The organism is Bdellovibrio sp. HAGR004 (assembly GCF_055397015.1).
Map to the genome: position 1 here is coordinate 255,727 of NZ_AP029176.1, position 21,957 is coordinate 277,683.

Here is a 21,957-nt window from a genome sequence, read left to right on the forward strand (position 1 = left end):
CGAAAATTCAGATGAAAAATCCCGCATTTATGCGGGATTTTTATTTAAGACGCCTGAACTTTTGATGTGGGCATAGATATAGTTGGTGGCAAAAAAGACAAAGGGCAGGGCGATGATAAAGCCAAGGCCCCAGAGCAGTCCTGCAAGCAGGACAGCGACACCAAGATAGAAGCTGACTAGAAAGTAGTCTTTGAATTTTTTGACAGAGGCCAGAGCCGCCACATCAATCGACTTGGCCAGCGAGGTGCCGCTTTCCATACTTAAGCGCAAGGCGTGATTCAGTATCAGATAGAAGTATAATGCCAGGATCAGAAGGCCTAATGATAGTGGGACCGTCTGCAAAAAGTTCTGAGGGCTTTGCAATAGTCCCATCGCGGACCCCAGAAGGGCGCTGGTGGGCAAAAGGATCAGCGCAGTGACCACAAACGACAGCAGATGCTGTTTAAGGAAAGAAAAGTTCTGAGGCCACTTCCGGGTTTGAGAGTACTGATTGCTGACTTCCTGAAGAAAGAGCAAACCCAAGGAGATCAGGAAAGCGCTCACATAAGGCACAAAACGCACCAGCAGAACGAATATAGTGGCAATACACCCTAAAAGAAGGCTGTTGCGCCAGTCTTCTTTTAATTGAATCAAGGCTTGTTTAAGGGAATTCATTTCTCTATGCTAAGGCAATGATGAACAGGTTCAATGCTTTTTTCATGATCGTATTAACCCTTTTCCTTTCCGGATGTGTCACGAAGATGGTGAAGGAGGGTTCTTTTCAGAAAGCGCAGTGGGAAACGAAGGCGTTGATCAAGAATCAGAAAGAAAACAAAACCCAATCTCTGAATATAGATATCTTTGCGATAAAGAACGAAAGAGCGCGTTTTGAAATCACAGCTTTGCTGGGGTTTCAGGTTGCAAGTCTCGTGATGAGTCCGTCTGAGATCTCTTATGCTGTTTATCCTCAGAAGGCCTTTTATTACGGTCGCAATTCTGAGCGCGCCTTCCTGAATGTGGTGGGCATGCCCCTGCATCCCATGAATCTGACAAATATCGCATTTGATGAGCCCGTGCGTGGGCCTGGTTGGAAATGCGGACTGGATCTGGCAGGCCTGATTTATCAATGTGAGAATTTGACCAAGAGGACCCGTGTCGAGTGGCTGGAACGAAAAGAGGGACAGAAGAAGGTTGTGATTACGGCACCGCAATTTGAAATGCAGTGGCTTTTCTCTGCGCCCAAGACTGAGGTCCAGTTCAAATCAGATCTTTTCACCTTGAGACAGCCTCAGGGGTTCAAAGCAATACAACTAAATTAAAAAACTCGTTAACCGTCTAGTAATGAGGCATACTCTAACAGAGTAGGTGTGTCACCAATCACCTTGGGGAGAGAATATGGCCTCGAAGTTTGATCTGCAATCACTGGTCGCCAACTGGCAAAACTCAAGCACTCATGCCAAAGAGCATTGGAGTGGTACCTTCGAGGAATATCTCGACCTGGTAAAACAAAATCCGAAAATCACAAGAAATGCCTATCAGCGAATGTATGACATGATCGTTGAAGAAGGCACGGAAACTTACATCGACTTCAAAAAAGAAGTGATTCGCTATAAGTTCTTCGACGATGTCCATAACAACGGCAAAGATGCCGTCTTCGGTTTGGATGTGCAGTTGATGAAATTGGTGAACGTCTTAAAGGCAGCGGCTCTGGGATACGGCACTGAAAAACGTGTGATCCTGCTGCACGGCCCGGTGGGAAGTGCGAAATCCACCATCTGCCGCATGCTGAAGAAGGGCCTTGAGCGCTACTCTCACTCAAAGCAAGGCGCACTTTACACATTTGAATGGATCGATGAAAAGCTTGAGCTGGATGGTCTTCTGGGTAAGGGTGTGAAAGTGTTCCACTCGCCGATGAATGAAGAGCCTCTGCTTTTGATTCCGGAAGAACTGCGTGGTGCGGTTTATGATTCCATCAACAAAGGACAGGAAGGCAGCTTCCGTGTGCATGTGGATGGGGAACTCAGCCCGCCTTCGCGCTTTATCTTTAAAGCCCTGATGGAAAGATATGATGGCAACCTGATGAAGGTTCTGTCACATGTGCGTGTGAAAAGACTGTTTATTTCTGAAGCCGACCGCGTGGGTATCGGCACCTTCCAGCCGAAGGATGAAAAGAATCAGGACTCCACGGAGCTTACCGGGGATATCAACTATCGTAAGATCGCCGAATATGGATCGGACTCTGATCCACGGGCGTTCAACTTCGATGGAGAATTCAATGTTGCCAATCGCGGAATGATTGAATTCGTCGAGGTTCTGAAGTTGGATGTGGCCTTCTTGTATGATCTGTTGGGCGCTTCGCAGGAACACCGTGTGAAACCCAAGAAATTCGCACAGACCCATATTGATGAGGTCATTATCGGTCACACGAATGAACCGGAATACCGTCGTCTGCAGGACAACGAGTTCATGGAAGCTCTTCGTGACCGTACTGTGAAAATTGACATTCCATACATCACGCGCTGGAGAGATGAGATCAATATTTACAAGCGTGATTTCAATTCTCAGAAAGTGCGGGGAATCAGTATCGCTCCTCACACTGTAGAAATGGCGGCGATGTGGGCGATTCTGACCCGACTGGAAAAGCCGAAGAAAGCCAACTTGACCCGTTTGCAGAAACTAAAACTGTATAACGGTAAGACGTTGCCGAACTATACCGAAGACAACGTGCGCGAGCTTCGCAAAGAAACTGTGCGCGAGGGTCTTGAGGGGATTTCGGCCCGTTATATTCAGGACAAACTTTCCAATGCCCTGGTGGCGGCCCAGCAGTCCAACAAAGGATCTGTGAATCCGTTCATGGTCTTTAAGGAGCTGGAATCGGGTCTGAAGAATCACTCGTTGATTGCCAACGAGGAGCTCAAGACCGAATTCAAAGAGCTTTTGGGTGTGGTCATGCAAGAGTACGAAGAAATCATCAAAGCTGAAGTGCAAAGAGCCATCAGCGCGGATGAAAGTGCGATGCAGCGCCTGTGTGCTAATTATATAGATAACGTCAAAGCCTATACGCAGAGAGAACGAGTTCGCAATCAGTTCACTGGAAACGACGAAGAGCCCGATGAGCGTCTGATGAGATCCATCGAGGAGAAGATCGAGATTCCAGAGTCCCGCAAGGACGATTTCCGTCGCGAGATTATGAACTATATCGGGGCCCTGGCTTTGGAAGGCAAGAAGTTCAATTACAAGATGAACGAACGTCTGCACAAAGCCATCGAACTGAAGCTCTTTGAGGATCAGAAGGACAGCATCAAGCTGACCACTTTGGTGAGCAATGTTGCTGACAAGGACACACAAGAGAAAATTGATATTGTTAAAACCCGTCTCATCAAGGACTTCGGATACGATGAAATCTCTGCTACGGATGTTTTGCATTACGTGGCAAGTATCTTCGCCCGAGGGGACGTAAAGAATAAATAATGTCGATACGTGAAGACCATAACAGATTCAGAGAGATTGTTAAGGGTAAGGTCAAAGAGGATCTGCGCAAGTACGTCTCTCAGGGTGAGATGATCGGGAAGCGTGAAGATGAATTTGTGAAAATTCCGCTTCCTCGTATCGATATCCCCAACTTCCGCTACGGCCCCAAACAGCAAGGGGGCGTCGGTCAGGGGGAAGGTCAGCCTGGTCAGGATGTCGGTGACCCTGGTGAGGGCGGACAGGGACAGGCGGGGGAGGCTCCTGGCGAACATCTTGTAGAAATCGAGATGTCGATGGAGGAGCTGGCCAACATTCTGGGTGAAAAACTGGAACTTCCTTTGATCCAGCCTAAGGGTGCGAAAAATATAGACTCTTTAAAGACAAAGTTCACGGGCTTGGCGCCGGTAGGTCCGGAAGGACTTCGCCACTTTAAGTCGTCGTATAAGCGGGCTTTGAAGCGCATGGTGGGTTCCGGAACCTATGATTCCGAAGAACCGTTGGTTCTGCCGATTCGCCGGGACATGCAGTACAAGTCCTTCAAGCGTGTGGAACAGCCGCAAACTCAAGCGGTGGTTATTTACATGATGGACGTTTCCGGAAGTATGGGTGACGAACAAAAAGAAATCGTTCGTTTGGAAAGCTTCTGGATCAACACGTGGTTGCGCAAACACTACAAGGGCCTTGAAACGCGATTCATTATTCACGATGCCGCGGCAAAAGAGGTGGATGAAGACACGTTCTTCCGTACCAGTGAATCCGGGGGAACGCTGATCAGTTCGGCTTATAAGCTTTGCCAGGAAATCATTCAGACGGACTATCCGGTGAATGAATGGAATATTTATCCATTTCATTTTTCAGATGGCGATAACTGGTCCGGCGAAGATACGCGTCTATGTATTAAGATGCTGCAGGAATTCTTCCTGCCAAACTGTAACGTCTTTAGTTACGGCCAGGTGGAAAGTAAATATGGCAGCGGGCAGTTCCTAAAAGATCTGCAAAAGGAATTTGGCGAGGACGAACGACTGACGCTCAGTCAGATTGAGAACCGCGACAAGATCCTGGATTCCATTAAAGACTTCCTTGGCAAAGGGAAGTAACGAAGCGGAGCGAACATGGCTAATCTGACACCCGAACTTGAAGCCGAACGAAAAAGAATCTGCCAGATCGCCAAAGATGCGGGTCTGGACTTTTTTGAAACGATCTTTGAGTTGATTACCTACGATCAGATCAATCAGTTTGCCGCTTATGGTGGATTCCCGGTGCGCTACCCGCACTGGAAGTTCGGGATGGAATACGAACATCTGTCGAAGAGCTATGAATACGGCCTTTCCAAGATCTATGAAATGGTGATCAACACGGACCCTTGTTACGCTTACCTGATGGAAGGTAATGCCATGATGGACCAGAAGCTGGTCATGGCGCATGTGTACGGTCACTGTGACTTCTTTAAGAATAATATCTGGTTCTCAAAGACCAATCGCAAAATGATGGATCAGATGGCCAACCATGCGACTCGCATCCGCCGTTATATGGATCGCTATGGTCAGGATGTGGTGGAAAACTTCATCGACGTCTGTTTGTCTTTGGAAAATCTGATCGACCGGTATAGTCCCTATGTGGAAAAGTCTGTGGTTAAAGCACAAGAGCCGCGCCCACAGCAGGAACCAAACTATTTGTTAAGAGTGGATCGCTCTTACATGCGCGACTATATCAATCCGCCCTCTTTTGTTGAAGAACAACGCCGCAAGGCGGATGAAGAAGCGCAGGCCAAGGCTCAGAGATTCCCCAGCGAACCTGAAAAGGATGTGCTGAATTTCTTCATTCACTATGCACCGCTGACAGATTGGCAGCAGGACGTGCTGTCGATCATCCGGGATGAGGCTTATTACTTCTCTCCGCAGGGGATGACGAAGACCATGAATGAAGGGTGGGCGTCTTACTGGCATTCCAAGCTGATGACGACCAAGATTTTGAATGATTCCGAAATTATCGATTTTGCGGATCATCACGCGGGCACGATGGCGATGGCCCCGAATGGATACAACCCTTACAAGGTCGGTATCGAGCTTATGCGCGATATCGAAGACCGGTGGAACAAAGGTCAGTTCGGTCGCGAATGGGAAGAATGTGATGACGTTCGCGAAAGAAAGCACTGGGACCGTAAACTGGGCCTGGGGCGCGAGAAGATCTTTGAAGTCAGAAAGGTCTGCAACGATGTGACCTTTATCGATCAGTTCCTGACCGAGGACTTCTGTGTTCGTAATAAAATGTTCGTTTATAAGTTCAATAAAAAGACCCAGAAGTTTGAGGTGGATACCAAGGACTTTAAGGCTATCAAAGCTCAGTTGTTGTTCCACATGACGAATTTCGGTCAGCCGATTATTCGGATTGAGGATGCCAACTTTGAAAACCGGGGCGAGTTGCTTTTGACCCACCTGCATGAGGGCATTGATATGCAGCCGGATTTTATGAGCGAAACGTTGAAGAACGTCTTCAAGATTTGGAAGAGACCGGTCAACATCGCCACGGTGATGGATGAAACCCCGCAGCTTTTTAGATTCGATGGAAAAGAGTATACTCAGCACAAGCTGGGAGAGCAGCCCAGCCCCAATCCATCCAATCAAGAGAGCTCAGGTTCGTGAAAAATACTCGCTTAGTTTTTAGTACAGACCCTCGGGACAATGTCACTTGTCCCGATTGCAAAGAATTAAAGGCCGAATGTCGCTGCCAGCCTGAAGAAGCGGTGCAGGACGGACAATTTACAGTGATTTTCCGAATGGAAAAAAGCGGACGGGGCGGTAAGATCGTCACGGTCTTGGATGGGTTTCCAAGGAATGAGACTTATTTGAAGACTCTGGCAAAGGAACTAAAGGCCAAATGCGGGGTGGGAGGAACCCATATCCTGGGTGAGAAGTCCGGGATGATTGAAATTCAGGGTGACAAACGTGATCAATTGAAGAAAATCCTAGAAGGTAAGCGCATCAAATTTAAGGGAATGTAAAACTAGACCCCTTGCCGCTTGCACTTTTCGCCTGAACGGGGGATTCTTCAAATATGAATATGTTTACAACTTCCACTCCTTTAAGGGGAACGGACTTGGGCGCAAAAAAAATCGTAATTGTAGATGACTATGAAGAGAGCTGTAAGCTTCTTGCCGAGATTCTCAGCTCTACCTACGAGTGCTCCTATACATCGGACAGCACTTCTGCATTTCGTTTAATCAACGAAAAGCGTCCCGATTTAATTCTATTAGATTATAAGATGCCTGGAGTGATGGGTGTGGATGTGTGCCGCATGGTTCGCGAAAGCGATACAACCAAGAACACACCGATTATCTTTGTTTCTGGTGCAGCGACTATTGATGAACGTATCAAGGCTTTTGAAACTGGTGCGGATGACTTCATTTCCAAGCCTTTCCATGTCAAAGAACTGATTTTGCGAATCAAAGCTCGTCTTTCAGAAAAAGAGACCGAAACAGCGTCTGAATTAAACGCAGCGAACCTGAAGATGAATCTTCTGTCTCGCCAGGTGTTTGTCGATGGCAATGAGGTGAATCTGACACCAAAGCAATTCGACATCCTAAAACTTTTGGTGGCTGGCAAAAACAACCTTGTCACTCGTGAAAAGTGTTTGTCTGAAATCTGGGGTGACACAGAAGTGACGTCCCGAAATGTCGATTCTCAGATCAATTATCTGAAGCGCAAGATCCAGAATTTCAACGGCCGCATCGTGGCTGTGCCGTCTCTAGGATACCGCTTAGAAGCCCAAGACTAGGCACGGTCGGTGAAAAAGGCCCAACTGACTGCGTTGTCGGGCGGCCTTCTCACTCCGACGTGCTTGGAGCACGCCTGCGTTGCGAGGGCCTACTCCGCCTTGCATTTGGACCTTTTTGACCGACCTTCTGTTTTTTCATTCCTTCAAGGTTTGCGATGGGTCGTGAATTCTTGAGAAGAGACAAAGTCTATCGACATCGACAGGTTTTGGGGCCACACTTAGAGAGTGGACGCAGTAAAACCTTTACTCATTGGACTTTCTCCTCGTCTTTTGCACCGGACGCCGGATGGTTTTGAGATTAAGAGCAAAACTATTCAGTATCTTGAGCAAAGCCTGGCACATTTGATTGCCAAACATGGCGGTCTTGTCTTTATGGTTCCTTCTTTGGAGTCCTCCGGTCTTCTGGAAAAAGATGATCTGAATGTGCATCAATATGCGGAAATTCTGGATGGCTTGGTCTTGCAAGGCGGGGTGGATATTTCCCCTACCGTCTATGGGGAAGAACCCATCGAGATCATGGCAAAGCACCAGATTGATCCCATTCGCGATCGCTATGAATTGAAACTTCTGAAAGCTTTCGTCACTCGCAACAAACCGGTTCTTGGAATCTGCAGGGGTTTTCAGCTGATGAACGTTTTTAAAGGCGGCACTTTGTTCCAAGATCTGCCGACTCAACTTCCCAGCAATCTTTCGCACTTCAAATCTGAACTTTATGAAAAACTGACTCACACCGTGGATATTGAGCCTGGTGGAATGTTGCAAGACATGTATTCATCCGGCGGTGAGATAGTTTCGATTCACCATCAAGGGGTGAAAAAGCTGGGGCATGGGTTGCGTGTGGAAGCGCGCTCTCCCGATGGTCTGGTTGAAGCCTTCAGTTCCACGGAAGATGGTTTTTTTGTGGGAGTGCAATGGCACCCGGAATTTCATATTGATTATGAGGCTCGTTTCTTGTCGTCGGAGCCTCTGGTGAAAAAGTTCCTGGAGGCCTGCCGGGGCCTCCCGAAAACTGTCGAAAAATCCTACGATCTTTAGCTTTTTTGCTGCTTCTTTTTCGCAAGCTCGGTGCAAAGAGCTTTCATGCGATCAAATTCCCTGGTCGAAGTGATGGCTTTTGGGTTGCGAGGTTGATCGGACGCCATCTGATTCATCTGAGTCACGCGCTCGCGACTTGGCGGGTGAGTGCTCATGGCATCAGCCAGTGAAATCATCAGGGCGTTCTGCTGACCTTTGTTCTGCTCTTCCATTTTTAGAAGTTTGTCATAGAAAAGACCGACTTTGTCTTTGTCATAACCCGCCGCCACCGAGGTTCTGAAACCGATACGATCTGCTTCCATCTCGTCTTCGCGGGAATTGGCCATAAAGGCATACTTTTGAATCAGAAGGCCACCACCAGCTCCGGCGGCAGCTCCGTACAGAGTCGCCTTCTGCATACATTCATCGTCGCCTTGTTTGCACAGCATTTTACCAAGTCCGTAACCCAAGGCGCCTCCAAGCAGGCCCCCGCCAGCAGCATAGATCCAGGACTTGCTTTCGGCTTTCTTCGCGGCATCCATGCGAATGGCCGTATGCCGGGCTTTGATGTGGCCGACTTCATGCCCGATCACGCCCGCCAGTTCAGCTTCAGAATCAGCCATGGCAATCAGTGGAGCAGTGACAAACACAGTTCCTGCTGGTAGCGCAAAGGCATTCACATAGCCCACATCGACGGCTGTGAAGTTGTAATTGTAGGGTTGACCTTCCAAACCGTTGGCCGTCACGATCTTGCGGCCCAGTTGGCTGATATAAGATTGAAGTTGGGGATTTTGAATGGCCGGATAGTCTTTGCGCATTTGCGGAAGAACTTCCGAAGTCATACGCTTTTCATCGGCCACAGTCAGAGAGGTTTCATCCCCGCGTAGGTTGCCCTCGCGTTGGCGATGCTGTTCTGTTGCACACGCCGCCATCAGAAGTGGGAGCGAAGCCAAGAAGGTTCTTCGCCCCATCGGGGTGCTGGTCCATTGTTTCAATACGTCATCTAGTTTTTGGATCGCTTCCTTTTGTGCCATGGAGTCGATTTTACGCGACCGCCTTCGCCTTTGGCAACTGGGCGTTTATTCCCGCCAGAAGGTCTGTGTTTTGCCTTGTTTTGCAAACGCTGACCTTCCAAAATCGCTTTGGCTTTTCCAACAGTCATAACGGCCGCATTGGCAGCTTCAACAGAATGGAACGGTTGGTCCTCGATCACGGTGACTTTTGTGCGCGTGACTTTTTCAATTGCGAAAAGGAAAGACTTTTCTTCGGCGGTGCAGAAGGAAATGGAAATGCCCTCAGCGCCAGCGCGGGCTGTTCTTCCAATACGATGCACATAGCTTTCAGGAATGTGTGGCAGTTCCATGTTGATAACATGTGTGATGCCGTCAATGTCGATACCACGAGCGGCGATATCAGTGGCAACCAGAACACGCACATCACCGCTTTTGAAATCTTCCAGGGCGCGTTGACGGGCATTTTGTGATTTGTCACCGTGAATGCCTGCCGCTTTGACGCCAGCCTTGATCAGTTTATCCACAACTTTATTAGCGCCAAATTTCATCGCCGAGAACACCAGAACTTTGTGAAGAGCCGGGTCCTTCAAAAGGTGCAGCAATAGATCCAGCTTCTGCGGTTTTTCAACAAACATCACACGCTGCTCGACTTTTTCGGCGGTGGAGGAAACCGGAGTCACTTCCACTTTCCTAGGATTCACCAAAATACGATTGGCAAGAGTCTGAATCTCGTGCGGCATCGTCGCAGAGAAGAACAGGTTGTGACGTTTCTGCGGCAGCAGAGGGAGGATCTTTTTAATATCCTGCATGAAGCCCATGTCCAGCATGCGGTCGGCTTCATCCAGGACGAAGATTTCCACGCGATCCAGCTTCAGATGTTTTTGTTCGTGCAGATCCAGCAGGCGACCTGGTGTTGCCACCAGAACATCCACGCCTCCTTGCAGGGCGCGCACTTGCGGGCTTTGTCCAACACCACCAAAGATCACAGTGTGTTTCATCTTCAGATGCTTGCTGTAGGCCTCGATGTTTTCGTGGATCTGAATCGCCAGCTCACGTGTGGGTGTCAGAATCAGGCAGCGTGGAGACTTGGGTTCAATCTTGCGTGTGTGTTTTGCCAGATTCTGCAAAATAGGCAGTGAAAAGGCTGCCGTCTTTCCGGTGCCTGTTTGGGCGATTCCCAGCAGGTCATGCCCCTCAAGAATCACAGGGATGGCTGCCAACTGAATGGGAGTTGGAGTTTCGTAACCTGCTTCTTTTAAGGAAAATTGAAGAGGGGCAATAAGGGGGAGATCAGTAAATTTTGTAGTCGTCATTGGATCAGACTTCTAACAGGGGCCCTGCTTCCTGTAAATTTAATTCTGGTTTCGAGGGGTTATCGTCTGGATTGATTTTTCTTTTGGGCTGTTTTCAGAAGTTTTTGCACGGCCCACAGGATATCTTTGCTATAGGCAAACGCCGCGGAGGCGGTCTTGGCGTCAATCCACTCCACACCCCGGTGATAAGAGGCATCCTCAACTTGTGTCGGTGCGACCCATTCTTGATCCAAGACGCCGACAAAGAAGGTGGTCTTGCAGGCGTGAACTTTTCCATCCCAGGGGAAGTCATACTTTCGTTCAAAAGCAGTTTCTTCCAGAATGCGCACGCGATAGCCTGTTTCCTCCAGACATTCACGCGCCGCTGATTCGGCCGGTGTTTCACCCTCTTCGATCGCCCCTCCAGGCAGGAAGAAGTAAGGCACCTCTGAAGTGGGGTCAACAGCGTGAAAACCAAGAACCTGATTCTTATGCAGAACCACGACAGAAGATCTTTCACGGTAAACTTTTTGAGCCTTGTCGACTTTCTTTTCCTCACGGCGGTCCTTAAAGAAACTTTGCAGCAGATCGCTGCATTCGTCTTCCAGGATGCCACTGGTGACCTCCACCTGATGGTTCAGGCGTGGGTCGTTCAGGATTTGATACAAACTGCTGACCCCGCCAGCTTTGGGGTCGGTGGCGCCATACACCACGCGCGCCACACGGGATTGCTGAATAGCTCCTGCACACATGATGCAGGGTTCAAGTGTGACGTACAAAGTGCAGTCACTCAGTCGCCAGCTTCCGCGTTTTTGCGAGGCCTTGTGCAGGGCCAGCATTTCCGCATGTCCCAGTGGAGTTTGCTGGCGTTCGCGCGTGTTGATCGCATAGGAAATCAGCCCCTCGGGACCCACGACAATGGCGGCCACGGGAACTTCATCCCGGGCGGCGGCTTTGCGTGCTAATTGCAAAGCCTTCTTCATCCATTTTTCGTCGTGGGACGTGGTGCTCATTACACTTCCTCAGCAATTCTTTCGCGAAGTTTGACCGGTTCAACTGGCTTTTTGCGGCGCATGCGAATGTTTAACATCTCCACACCGACAGAGAAGGCCATCGCAAAGTAAACATATCCTTTCGGTATGTGAACTTCCAAAGACTCAACGATCAACGTAAAGCCGATCATCAATAGGAAGCTTAAGGCAAGGATCTTCAGGGAAGGATGTGAGTCCACAAAGTCGCTGATGGTCTTCGCGGATACAATCATGACGACAGCTGACAAAACGACGGCAGCAATCATCACGGCAATTTCATTCACCATGCCGACGGCGGTGATGACGGAATCCAAAGAGAACACCACATCCAAAAGCAGAATCTGCAAAATCACGGCATTGAAGGAGTGGGCCACCGCATTGGATTGGCTGCCCTCAACACCCTCCAGCTTGTGATGGATTTCCATTGTGCTTTTGACGATCAGGAATAAACCGCCCAGCAGCAGAATGAGATCCCGTCCTGAGATCTTCTGACCCAGAACTTCAAACAAAGGCTCGGTCAGTCCGATGATCCAGGACAAGGAGAATAGCAGAATCACACGAGTGATCACGGCCAATCCCAAGCCCATCATGCGCGCTTTGCTTTGCTGCTCTTTGGGGAGCTTTCCAGCCAGAATGGAGATGAAGATGACGTTGTCGATTCCCAGAACAAGTTCCAGAGCAAAAAGGGTGAAAAAGGCGATCCAGATTTGTGGGTTCGCAAGCATTTCGGTCATAAAAAAAGAGAACTCCTGTTAAGTCGTTCTCTTTTTTATAAACTACTTCATCGGGCTTGGGTATTTCAGATCGCGGTTCAGGAAGTCCTGCATCCAGATTTTTTTCGGCCCGATACTTCGCCACTTGGCATCCAGGGAGTAAGACGCATAGGGGGTTTGGATCCGGTACTGGAAGTCTTCGTGTTCAGCCATCACCGCAAAAGTCAGGCTTTCGGCGAAGTCTTCATACGGACTGACGGCGGCATACGTGGATACAAAGTTGGTCGGATTCAGCTGGTGATAGAAGGCCTCGATATCCTGCAGTCCCAGCTGCTCGGTGCAGCCATAGAAGCAGAGTTTATTCCACAGGGGAAAGCTTTGCTCTGGCAGCGGTTCCATCAGGCCTTTCCAGCTCAAAGTCCCCCAGGAGCCTTCTTTGGGTATGAGTTTTTGGAACTCTTCCGGCTGGCCTTGGGAAAGGTTGCAGGTTTCACCCTCCGGGCAGACAAAGTTGTTGGCAGAGTTCGCGAAATCCAGAATATGCGCGAATTCATGCACGACAATATAATGAAGGGCGGAAAGGGAAACAGGCAGGGTCACGTCCACGCGAGGTCCTTCTGGCAGATGAACAAACGGAGGTGCCTTAATCCCGAAGGCTTTTTGTTCCTTCCAGCCAAAGACAGAAGTGGCGTCGTAGTTTTGTTCAATCAGGGTGCGGCGGATGCCCATAAAAGAGCCTTGCACATGGCCTTGGGCATCGGCCTGAATGACTCCGGCATAGGCCAAAGCCTCCAATTGGTTTTCGATGTAAATGACATCCAGTCCGCAGAAGACCTTTTGCAGTTTCGGGGGCAGGATATCGTAGATCTTTTCGAGGGCCGGGGCCGCTGCGGGGCTGTCCTCTTGGCACGTTCGGGGCTCCTGAGGATTCTGAGACGGATTCACGATGCAGGTGATCTGTTGGATGCGCGCACGGCAGTCGGACTGGGAAAAGTGAGAGAATTTTTGGGCAGCGCCGCGCTCAAAGCGCAGTTGGCCTGGTTGCAGGATATAAAAATCCTCCCAGGCATGGGCTTGTTTAGTTCCGACGAATATTAGTGATATCAAATAGATAAGTAATTTCATAGGGTCCCCTCTGTTGCAATTTCCGCATTCCTTGGGGGGTGTTTCAATCAAATTGTGCAAAGGCGTGAATAATTCATTGCGTCAGGACCCCGAGACTTGCCCCTTTTCTGCCGCTTTGTTATACACTCTTTCTCTCAAATTCTAATTCCACATCAGAAAGGAAGGTGATTGTCGTGGCAATGGTTAAGATCAAAGACGGTGAGTCTTTTGAATCAGCGTTCAGAAAATTCAAAAAGTCTTGCGAAAAAGCAGGTATTCTTTCTGAAGTTAAAAAACGCGAACACTTTGAAAAACCTTCTGTAAGACTTAAAAAGAAGTCTCTTTCAGCTCGTAAACGCGCTGTAAAAAAATCCAGAAAAGGTTGGAACGACTAGTTCCCTTTTTGAAAGTTTGTTTTTTCAAGAGGCGACCACTGGTCGCCTCTGTTTTATGACCAAATCTCTTCTTAAGTCCCTTTGGAGGCACTATGGAACTCAGAGATAAAATCGCCGCAGATGTTAAAGCTGCCATGATCGCAAAAGAATCTGCAAAGTTGGGAGCTCTTCGTATGCTCCAGTCTGCGATCAAAAACCGCGAAATCGACATGAGACCAGATCCCATCACTCCGGAAGAAGTGATGAATGTGGTTAAAAAGCTTGTTAAGCAACGTAAGGAATCCATCGAGCAGTTCCAGGCCGCAGGCCGTACGGATCTGGTCGAGCAGGAAACTGCGGAACTAAAAGTTCTGGAAGTTTATTTGCCAGCGCAAATGAGCCGTGAACAAATCGAAGCTCTTGTTACAGAAGTAATTGCAGCATTGGGTGCTAAATCCGTGAAGGACATGGGTCCTGTGATGAAAGAAGTCATCGCGAAATCCGGTGGCGCCGCCGACAACAAAGTAGTGAGCGAAGTTATTAAATCTAAGCTTTCTTAATTTGTTGGAGAGGCATGCGATTTTCTCAAGACTTTATCGAGAAGGTGTCAGAGGCCAATAACCTCGTAGACATCATCTCCCAATACACTCAATTGAAACCTAGCGGTAGCGGCCTTATGGGCCGCTGTCCGTTTCCTGATCACGCCGAAAAAACGGCGTCTTTTTCCGTTTCTGAAACAAAGCAGGTCTATCACTGCTTCGGTTGTCATAAATCCGGCAACCTGTTTTCGTTTTTGCGCGACTATCAGGGGATGAGTTTCCCTGAAGCGGTGGAATACCTTGCCGACCGCGCCAGCATCCCAATGCCAGTGCCGGAAAAAGAAGACGCCCAAAGAGACCAGGCGCACGACAAAAAGAAGTTGTTGTTAAAAGTAAATAAGCTCGCGGCTGATTATTTTTCAGAGCAACTTAAGCGCGTTCCTCACGATCACCCGGTGAAAAGATACATCGCCAGTCGTGGTTTGTCGCAAGAGGTGATCGAGGCTTTTGGTGTGGGCTATGCCCTGCCAGAGTGGGACGGGCTGGAGCAGTATCTGCTGAGTAAAAACGTTCCGATGGCCCTGGCGGAAGAAGCGCGTCTGGTGAAGGCCCGCAACAACAAGTCCGGGCACTTTGATATTTTCCGTGATCGTTTGATGTTCCCGATTTTCTCGCCGATGGGGGAACCCATTGCCTTCGGTGGACGTTACTTAGAGAAAAAAGAAAACGAGCCGAAATATCTGAACTCTCCAGAGACGCCGGTGTTCGTGAAAGGCCGTGTACTTTACGGTCTGTCGCAGACGGCTCGCTACATTCGCAGTGAAGATCTGGCGCTGATTGTGGAAGGATACATGGACCTGGTGTCTTTGTATCAGGCAGGGATCCGCAACGTGGTGGCCACGATGGGCACGGCTTTGACGCCGGATCATGGCAAGATGCTAAAGCGTATGACCAAGAACGTGGTGGCCTTGTTTGATGGGGACTCTGCGGGAATGGAAGCGGCCGAGCGCAGTTTGCCGATTTTGCTGGCGGCGGATTTATATCCAAAAGGTCTCACATTGCCGAATGGAATGGATCCGGATGATTATGTGAAAAAATACGGATCTGAAGCCTTGAAAATCGAGCTGGATCGCGCTCCGGATCTATTTGTGATGATTCTATCGCGTTGGATGGAAGGATACCGTGGCGAGGCTTCGGAAAAAGTAAAATTAGCCGATAAGCTAAAGCCACTGTTTGAGTCCATTCCCGACCTTCGATTGCGGGATTTGTACTTGGCAGAGGCCGCTCAGAAAATGGGCGTAGGCCTTCCTTGGTTGCGTCAGGCTGTGGGAATACAGGGCAGTGGTCCTGTAAGTTCACAAAGTCGCCCAGGAATGACTAGGACGGTGCAGCCAAGCCCTTCTGTGGGCGCAGCTAACCCAAAAGCCTCTTCGGAGGTGTCCCAGTCAGTGGATGGGGGCAAAATCAGCCTCCAGGGAGCCTCTAAAGCGGAGCTGATGCTCTTGGGGTTGGTACTCAAAAGTCGTGCCAATTTCGAGTCGTTTGTGAATGAAAATCTTCTCGAGAGCACGGCCCATGAAGGAGTGAAGAAGATCCTCGAAAAAGCCACGGATGTGTATAGACAAGATCTTAGTAAGTTTGATAAATTGACCAGTCTCCTTGTCTCTTACGTCGATCAGCCTGAATATTTATTCCAAGTGAGCCCAGCGAATGAGGGCGATCCAGGGTTTGACGAAGAGGCAGAACTGAAACTCCTGCGCGATTGCTTTAAGCGCGTAAAAGAAAATTTCCTGCGCGAACAAGCAAAGCGCCTGGCACGAGATCTTAAAAACGAACCTAGTTCGGAAAAGTTGGAACAGATTATGAATATTCAGAGAAACCGAATCTCTCTGAATAAAGGGTAAAAGGCGGGGTATTGATGAAACCGAACCTACCAAACAAACAAGAGAAAGAGCCTGTAAAGGTGCTTTCTTTGCAAGAACAAGAGTCTCTGATTAAAGAAGAAATCCAGAGATTCCTGAAGCTTGCGAAGGAGAAGGGTGCGCTCACGATCGAAGAGATCAATGAGCTCCTTCCCCCTGAAATTATCGCTCCGTCAGTCCTGGACATGTTCATGCATGGCCTTGAGGGCGGTGGTGTAGTTATTTCAGACTTGTCTGAAAGTTCGAAAGCGGAGGAAGGCGAAGGTTCCTTCCTTGAAAATGTCGATTCTGAAGACGAAGAAGTTGATGAAGAAGAATTGGCCGAAAGTGAAGACGTTAAGGGCAATGACCCTGTACGCCTTTACCTGCGCAAAATGGGTAGCGTTTCCTTACTGACCCGTGAAGGGGAAGTGGAAATTGCCCGTCGTATTGAAAAAGGGGAGCGCGAGATCGTTCGTGCGATCCTTTTGTCCCCACTGGGCACCTACGAGATCATCCAGCTTGGTAAGCGCCTTGATGAAGGCCGTATCAAAGTTAAATCGATCTTCCGTGGTCTTGAGGACGAGGACACTCAGTACGACGAAAAGGAATACATCGACAAAATTCACGAATTGATCGGTAAGGTCACAGAGTATCAGAAGGCCGCAGAAAAGCTGTTCGTGGTTCTTCGTAAAGAAGAAACCAACACGCCAGCTCGTCAGGCTGCCATGAAAGAGCTTGTTGTCATGAATGACAAGCTGATGGCGAACTTTGAATCCGTGAACTTCAACCGTAAGACGATCAACCGTATTGTGATCAAGTTCAAAAACCTGGTGAACCGTATCGGAACTCTTCGTCGTCGTATCAAAGACGGTGTGGAGCGTACGTTCTCCAAAGACGTTGCAGCGATGGCTGAGCGTATGAAACTGATCGATGCGAATGAAAAAGAACTGACCCGCATGACCCGCGACACTGGTTTGAACTATCAGAAGTTCAAATCCTACGTATTGCAGGCTCAGGAAGCGGAAAAGCGTATCAGCCGTTTGGATTCAGAAACTGAAATGAATCACAACTGGGTGAAAGAAACCTACACGGCCATCTGGAAAGGTGAGCGTGAGGCCGATGCGGCGAAATCCGAGTTGGTTGAAGCCAATCTTCGTCTGGTTGTATCCATCGCGAAGAAGTATACCAACCGCGGTCTGCAATTCCTGGATCTGATCCAGGAAGGTAACATCGGTTTGATGAAAGCCGTTGATAAGTTTGAATACCGTCGTGGTTACAAATTCTCGACTTATGCGACTTGGTGGATCCGTCAGGCGATCACTCGTGCTATTGCCGATCAGGCGCGCACGATCCGTATCCCTGTGCACATGATCGAAACCATCAATAAACTTGTTCGTACATCCCGTTACCTGATCCAGGAGCTTGGCCGTGAGCCGACCCCGGAAGAGATCGCGGATAAAATGGACATGCCAGTTGATAAGGTTCGTAAAGTTCTTAAAATCGCGAAAGAACCTATCTCTCTGGAAACTCCAGTGGGTGAAGAGGAAGATTCACACCTGGGCGACTTTATCGAGGACAAAAAGGTTATCAATCCTGCAGAAGCGATTGTGAACCTGAACCTTGCTGAACAAACCCGCCGTGTGCTGTCGACTTTGACTCCAAGAGAAGAAAAAGTCCTGCGTATGCGTTTCGGTATCGGGGAAGAGTCCGATCATACTTTGGAAGAAGTGGGTCAGGACTTCAACGTCACCCGTGAGCGTATCCGTCAGATCGAGGCGAAGGCGTTGCGCAAGCTTCGTCATCCTTCTCGCAGCAACAAACTGAAAGCGTTTGTTGATAGCTAGTCCGCGGACGCGGGCAGAGCGCAGCCGCCCACCGGGCGGCGTAGCTGAAGCAGCAAATTTCAAAGGCTCCCTTCGGGGAGCCTTTTTTCGTTTAAGACCTTAGTTCAGCAGTCTTGATATCTTCTGGCCATTCTCTAGACGTGTTCCTATTATTATAAATCAATCAATATTTATTTATTTTTGAGGGGCTATGTTGAAATATGTTTTTTTACTTTTTGTCTTGGCTTGCGGCATTGGGGTGAATGCCCAAGAGCAATCTTCTGAGCTAACTGAGTCTACAAATGTGGAATCCATGACCGTAAGGCCATCTTCTGCGTCACCAGCGAACTCATCTTCGACGCCCGTGATACCAAATCCCACATTTTCTACGCAATCACATCAGAGTCCGTGGGCACTTTTGGGTATCTACCGTGCAGTCGGAGTTGCGTACAGTAGCGCCTCCGAGGTCGCGTCATCATCTGTCAAAGTCACTACAGGAGGAGCTTCAACGGTCGGACCGTCTAGATTAGAATTTGAGTCTGAGTTAACTCTCATGGCGGAAGTGGGTCTTCGTCAGGAGGGTTTCGGGTGGAACTTGGGACTTGAGTATGACCTCCCCCGAGAATCCTATTCTGTCCATGGGGTGGATTTGCAGCTGATGAATATTAACGCCAGTTTGATATATTTTGCAGGATCTAAATACGCAAAGTTTGGGGGTAACTATTCTATCGTTAGTATCGAGACTAGCGAAAAGGATATTTCTGTCTCGGCAGCCTCAGGATTCGGAGCTCAATTGGGCGTCGGTATGTTTTTGGATAAAGACTTGGCCTTAGAGCTAATGTATCGCAAGTTGAACTTTGAGGTTAAAATCGATGGTACAAGTGGTGATAAGGCCAACTTCGGAATGGTGAAGTTTGATGGCTTGCAGGCAGGTTTGAAGTACTTCTTTTAGTCCTCACGGAGGTCTAATGCGATGTGCGTTTGCCAAGGTGGGGGAGGTTTGGTAGGCTTTTCCCATTCCAGTTCGTGGGGGGCTAGCTTAGTTGGTTAAAGCACGGTGCTCATAACACTGGGATCGGGGGTTCAAGTCCCTCGCCCCCTACCAATTTTATCGTTACCTGAACTTTGGATCGACAAGTTCTGGTTTTCTCCTACAGCACATTTAAAAATAGAATTCGCAGCTTCGGCTGCCGAATCAGGGATCGTACCTGAGGACGTCGCTCGTCTTCTGTCATCCGCAGGGGTTGATGGGCGTTTGCGACGGCCAAATGAAATAATGTTAGACTTATCATTTGAGTTTTCGCCTTGTGGCTCCACTTTAAGAGAAAAATCCCGATCTTCAGAGTTCGTCCAGAACGTAATTAAAAGCTCTGTTTGGGTTACGACGATCTCTTTTATTGTTCGTCGTAATAGTCGCTTACGCATGGCTGGCGTCGCCTTAGCCCATCCCTGCATGCACCAACGAATTTGATTTTCTACGAACAGAGATTGTTCTTTAAAAACAAATGGATCGCTTGCTTTTGGATCAAGCGTTGATAAATATTTTTCAAGGTCTTGTTTTTGTTTCGCAAGACGGTTGAGTTCATCACTCGCAAGCTTCAAAGCATCTTCGCTTAACTGCATTCTAGATTGGTTCGTCCAAATCGAACTAATGCGATTTTGTATATCTTTAAGTTCTTTTTGGGCACGTTCAAATTCAGCAGCGCCGCCTTTTGAGTTACTATCCGATTGTGATTTTAAAGTTTTTTCTAGATCATCAAAATACCCTTGAGTCACTAAAGCTGATCGCAATTCAGAAATCACTTTCTGTTCTAGTTCGTCAGCGTTCAATCTGGGGCGTACAACTTTTAAATCTTTAGGGCGACGGGAATAATGATAATATCTGTGAATAGTTCCGCTACTACCATGACCAGCTTGGCCGACAAGTGGTAGTCCTGTAATTCCACAAGTCAGAATGCTTGTGAGAAGAAAAATTCTTTTTTCTTTCTTCGACATGCGAGTTCGTTCTTTTAGCGAAGCCTCTTCAAGTAAACTCTGGGCATCAAAAAATATTTTTTCATCTAAAATCGCAGGCCATGCCGCATTTACGATTTGATATTTCTGCCAAGGCTTTAAGTGTGAAGGGTCTTCGTCTTTATAGATTTTATTCACTTCACGTTTTCCAATATAGGCCACATTTTCAATCAATGAGCCTAGGCTTTGATAATTCCAAATCTGGTTTTGATTATTTTTTTGTTTAGATGAAGTTCGCTTAGGTCTGATTCCTAATTCGTTAAGTTTTCCAACGGCTTTAGATCTAGAGCCTTCTTCTAAAAAGATTTGAAATATTTTTTGTACGATTAGCGCTTCAGCTTCATTGATAACAAGTAAACCTTTTTTATCGGGATGTTTATCGTAACCCATCGGGGCAGGGCCACCATTGACTAGACCTCGAAGCGCCCTTGAATGACAATTCACAGCCACACGTTCACTCGTTTGTTCTCGTTCAAATTGACCTAAAATAATAATGATATACACAAGCATGCGTCCAATTGGGGTGCTTGTATCAAATTGCTCTTTCATAGAAAGATAGCTTGCATGATGCTTTTCAAGTTCGTTGATAAGAGAACAGAAATCCATTAAATTTCGTGAAAGGCGTGTTAAATCGCTTACCAAAATTAAATTGATTTTCCCTTTTCTGACATCTGCCATGAGCTTTTGATATACAGGTCGATTCGTGGTTCCGGCAGAGATTCCCTCTTCAACATAAAACTCAACGATATTTCCCCAGTCTGCTTGCTGACGATTCTTATACTGAACAAACTCATTGATTCTATACTTTTGTGAATCAAGTGATCCTTCAAATACATTGACTTGATCTTCCGTTGATACTCTGATGTATGCCCCAATCTTAAGCGACTTCATCTAAAATCTCCTCTTGAATAACGGGACGACCTTTTTTCTGACCCAATAGAATTAACTGACAAATGATGTCTTTCGCCTGAGATAGGCGAAGTTTTCCTTCAGTCGAGTTGTCATTTTCAAATTTCACCTTCACGATCAGATCCTTTGCTTTTGAAAAAGTGTCATCCGTTGTTGTTGCAACTTTAAGACTCACTTAAGAGCCTTTTCGCTTGGGTTTACTGAGCTTTGCGCATTCTTCTTTTAATTCAGTCAGTAGCTCAGTTCGTTTTTTCTCTGGCCACTGATTTAAAATTCTCATAACCGCTTGAATTAAAACACTTGGCGTTCTAAATCCGCTTTCATAATGATTCACGGGCAAGTAACTCGATAATCCAAACACTTCGGCAAGTTCCTTTTGCGTAAGTCCCAACTTTTCTCGTATTTCACGAAATTCTTTAGGCTTCATGCCGATTCCTTATTTAGCTCTACATTATCAATGATAATGTTTGAGTTCAAGGCCTTTTTGGACTTTTTCGCAGCAGGCTGTGGACTTGCGTCTAAAAACTCTTGCAATAAAAGATCACGTATTGAGTCTGGAATCACTCCAGTTTCTTTTATAGTTTTAATTTTCGCCTCCATTGCTGTTATTGGGTCAAAGAATAAAACTCTCATATCATGAATGTCTTTCTCAGTGCAGCTAGAAACGAAGCGCATAATAATATGGGACGCCAGATCTTGCTTAGTTACTCGGCCTAGATCAAATTTTTCATCAATTCGATTCAATACGTCCACCAATCCACGATCAGCATCTTTTGAAATCGCAATTTTTGACATATTTTCTTCATTTCTATTTTTTATTTTTTTATTTTCTAATTCTTCTTTATTCATAATTACACCTCCTATTTGTTAATATTTTTTGTTTTTGTATTACCCACCCAGTCTCGTCCCCCGGTTCCTGTCCACCTCCAATCAACTCGTTGGGTGGGGGTGGACAGGAAAAATCGTAGATTTAGGGGGACGAGACTGGGTGGGCCGCATTTGTA

The 21,957-nt window shown here is 47.6% G+C and carries 22 protein-coding genes and 1 tRNA gene; 13 read left to right on the forward strand and 10 right to left on the reverse strand.

All coding sequences use genetic code 11. From position 1 onward, the window contains the following. Positions 1-27: 27 nt before the first annotated feature. Entirely contained in the window at positions 28-654 is a 627-nt protein-coding gene (locus tag ACZ5ZV_RS01385; protein WP_464119537.1) for a hypothetical protein, read from the reverse strand. A 44-nt stretch (positions 655-698) separates the two neighbouring features. On the opposite strand from ACZ5ZV_RS01385, the gene ACZ5ZV_RS01390 reads away from it, so the two are divergent. The 7 genes from ACZ5ZV_RS01390 to ACZ5ZV_RS01420 all read left to right on the forward strand — a co-directional run bounded on the left by ACZ5ZV_RS01390 (position 699) and on the right by ACZ5ZV_RS01420 (position 8,259). Continuing rightward, positions 699-1,298, forward strand: a complete 600-nt coding sequence (locus tag ACZ5ZV_RS01390) for a hypothetical protein (RefSeq protein WP_464119539.1) — start codon at positions 699-701, stop codon at positions 1,296-1,298. Between the two features lie 76 nt (positions 1,299-1,374). After that, positions 1,375-3,450, forward strand: a complete 2,076-nt coding sequence (locus tag ACZ5ZV_RS01395; protein WP_464119541.1) for a PrkA family serine protein kinase — start codon at positions 1,375-1,377, stop codon at positions 3,448-3,450. Further along, the gene (locus tag ACZ5ZV_RS01400; RefSeq protein ID WP_464119543.1) at positions 3,450-4,547 is read left to right on the forward strand and encodes a DUF444 family protein; all 1,098 of its coding nucleotides are present in this window, start codon (positions 3,450-3,452) and stop codon (positions 4,545-4,547) included. The genes ACZ5ZV_RS01395 and ACZ5ZV_RS01400 overlap by 1 nt, the downstream gene beginning before the upstream one ends. Before the next feature lie 15 nt (positions 4,548-4,562). Beyond that, positions 4,563-6,092 carry a SpoVR family protein gene (locus tag ACZ5ZV_RS01405; RefSeq protein ID WP_464119545.1) on the forward strand — a complete coding sequence of 510 codons (1,530 nt, stop codon included), beginning with the start codon at positions 4,563-4,565 and terminating at the stop codon, positions 6,090-6,092. 134 nt (positions 6,093-6,226) lie between these two features. Beyond that, positions 6,227-6,451: a hypothetical protein gene (locus ACZ5ZV_RS01410; RefSeq protein WP_464119547.1), complete on the forward strand. Its 225-nt coding sequence runs from the start codon at positions 6,227-6,229 to the stop codon at positions 6,449-6,451. Between the two features lie 95 nt (positions 6,452-6,546). Next, positions 6,547-7,224: a response regulator transcription factor gene (locus tag ACZ5ZV_RS01415; protein WP_464119549.1), complete on the forward strand. Its 678-nt coding sequence runs from the start codon at positions 6,547-6,549 to the stop codon at positions 7,222-7,224. Positions 7,225-7,449: 225 nt separating this feature from the next. Beyond that, on the forward strand, positions 7,450-8,259 hold the full coding sequence (locus ACZ5ZV_RS01420; protein ID WP_464119551.1) for a gamma-glutamyl-gamma-aminobutyrate hydrolase family protein: 810 nt from the start codon (positions 7,450-7,452) through the stop codon (positions 8,257-8,259). Here ACZ5ZV_RS01420 and ACZ5ZV_RS01425 read toward each other — a convergent pair. Genes ACZ5ZV_RS01425 through ACZ5ZV_RS01445 form a run of 5 tightly spaced genes read right to left on the reverse strand, consistent with a single transcriptional unit; the run spans position 8,256 to position 13,412 of the window. Continuing rightward, complete coding sequence (locus tag ACZ5ZV_RS01425) at positions 8,256-9,272, reverse strand: M48 family metalloprotease (RefSeq protein ID WP_464119553.1); 1,017 nt, start codon at positions 9,270-9,272, stop codon at positions 8,256-8,258. The genes ACZ5ZV_RS01420 and ACZ5ZV_RS01425 overlap by 4 nt on opposite strands. Then, entirely contained in the window at positions 9,242-10,564 is a 1,323-nt protein-coding gene (locus tag ACZ5ZV_RS01430; RefSeq protein ID WP_464119555.1) for a DEAD/DEAH box helicase, read from the reverse strand. The genes ACZ5ZV_RS01425 and ACZ5ZV_RS01430 overlap by 31 nt, the downstream gene beginning before the upstream one ends. 59 nt (positions 10,565-10,623) lie before the next feature. Next, a complete protein-coding gene (tadA, locus tag ACZ5ZV_RS01435) occupies positions 10,624-11,556 on the reverse strand; it encodes a tRNA adenosine(34) deaminase TadA (RefSeq protein WP_464119557.1) in 933 nt (310 codons plus the stop codon). Then, positions 11,556-12,308 (reverse strand): TerC family protein, encoded by a 753-nt coding sequence (locus tag ACZ5ZV_RS01440; RefSeq protein ID WP_464119559.1) that lies wholly within the window; start codon positions 12,306-12,308, stop codon positions 11,556-11,558. The genes tadA and ACZ5ZV_RS01440 overlap by 1 nt, the downstream gene beginning before the upstream one ends. Positions 12,309-12,350: 42 nt before the next feature. Then, complete coding sequence (locus tag ACZ5ZV_RS01445; protein WP_464119561.1) at positions 12,351-13,412, reverse strand: hypothetical protein; 1,062 nt, start codon at positions 13,410-13,412, stop codon at positions 12,351-12,353. A gap of 179 nt (positions 13,413-13,591) precedes the next feature. On the opposite strand from ACZ5ZV_RS01445, the gene rpsU reads away from it, so the two are divergent. The 6 genes from rpsU to ACZ5ZV_RS01475 all read left to right on the forward strand — a co-directional run bounded on the left by rpsU (position 13,592) and on the right by ACZ5ZV_RS01475 (position 19,136). Further along, positions 13,592-13,786 carry a 30S ribosomal protein S21 gene (gene rpsU, locus ACZ5ZV_RS01450; RefSeq protein WP_464121377.1) on the forward strand — a complete coding sequence of 65 codons (195 nt, stop codon included), beginning with the start codon at positions 13,592-13,594 and terminating at the stop codon, positions 13,784-13,786. A 92-nt stretch (positions 13,787-13,878) separates the two neighbouring features. Then, complete coding sequence (locus ACZ5ZV_RS01455; RefSeq protein WP_464119563.1) at positions 13,879-14,325, forward strand: GatB/YqeY domain-containing protein; 447 nt, start codon at positions 13,879-13,881, stop codon at positions 14,323-14,325. 14 nt (positions 14,326-14,339) lie between these two features. Further along, entirely contained in the window at positions 14,340-16,208 is a 1,869-nt protein-coding gene (gene dnaG / locus ACZ5ZV_RS01460) for a DNA primase (RefSeq protein ID WP_464119565.1), read from the forward strand. Between the two features lie 14 nt (positions 16,209-16,222). Then, a complete protein-coding gene (rpoD, locus tag ACZ5ZV_RS01465; RefSeq protein WP_464119567.1) occupies positions 16,223-18,052 on the forward strand; it encodes an RNA polymerase sigma factor RpoD in 1,830 nt (609 codons plus the stop codon). A gap of 532 nt (positions 18,053-18,584) precedes the next feature. Further along, positions 18,585-18,983 (forward strand): hypothetical protein, encoded by a 399-nt coding sequence (locus ACZ5ZV_RS01470; RefSeq protein WP_464119569.1) that lies wholly within the window; start codon positions 18,585-18,587, stop codon positions 18,981-18,983. Between the two features lie 76 nt (positions 18,984-19,059). Further along, positions 19,060-19,136: transfer RNA gene (locus tag ACZ5ZV_RS01475), tRNA-Met, on the forward strand. Here the strand turns inward: ACZ5ZV_RS01475 and ACZ5ZV_RS01480 are convergent. Genes ACZ5ZV_RS01480 through ACZ5ZV_RS01495 form a run of 4 tightly spaced genes read right to left on the reverse strand, consistent with a single transcriptional unit; the run spans position 19,115 to position 21,802 of the window. Further along, positions 19,115-20,935 carry a recombinase family protein gene (locus ACZ5ZV_RS01480; protein ID WP_464119571.1) on the reverse strand — a complete coding sequence of 607 codons (1,821 nt, stop codon included), beginning with the start codon at positions 20,933-20,935 and terminating at the stop codon, positions 19,115-19,117. The genes ACZ5ZV_RS01475 and ACZ5ZV_RS01480 overlap by 22 nt on opposite strands. Then, a complete protein-coding gene (locus ACZ5ZV_RS01485) occupies positions 20,922-21,128 on the reverse strand; it encodes a hypothetical protein (RefSeq protein ID WP_464119573.1) in 207 nt (68 codons plus the stop codon). The genes ACZ5ZV_RS01480 and ACZ5ZV_RS01485 overlap by 14 nt, the downstream gene beginning before the upstream one ends. After that, positions 21,129-21,380 carry a helix-turn-helix domain-containing protein gene (locus ACZ5ZV_RS01490; protein WP_464119575.1) on the reverse strand — a complete coding sequence of 84 codons (252 nt, stop codon included), beginning with the start codon at positions 21,378-21,380 and terminating at the stop codon, positions 21,129-21,131. Next, positions 21,377-21,802, reverse strand: a complete 426-nt coding sequence (locus ACZ5ZV_RS01495; RefSeq protein WP_464119577.1) for a hypothetical protein — start codon at positions 21,800-21,802, stop codon at positions 21,377-21,379. Before ACZ5ZV_RS01495 ends, ACZ5ZV_RS01490 begins: the two co-directional genes overlap by 4 nt. Positions 21,803-21,957: the final 155 nt, after the last annotated feature.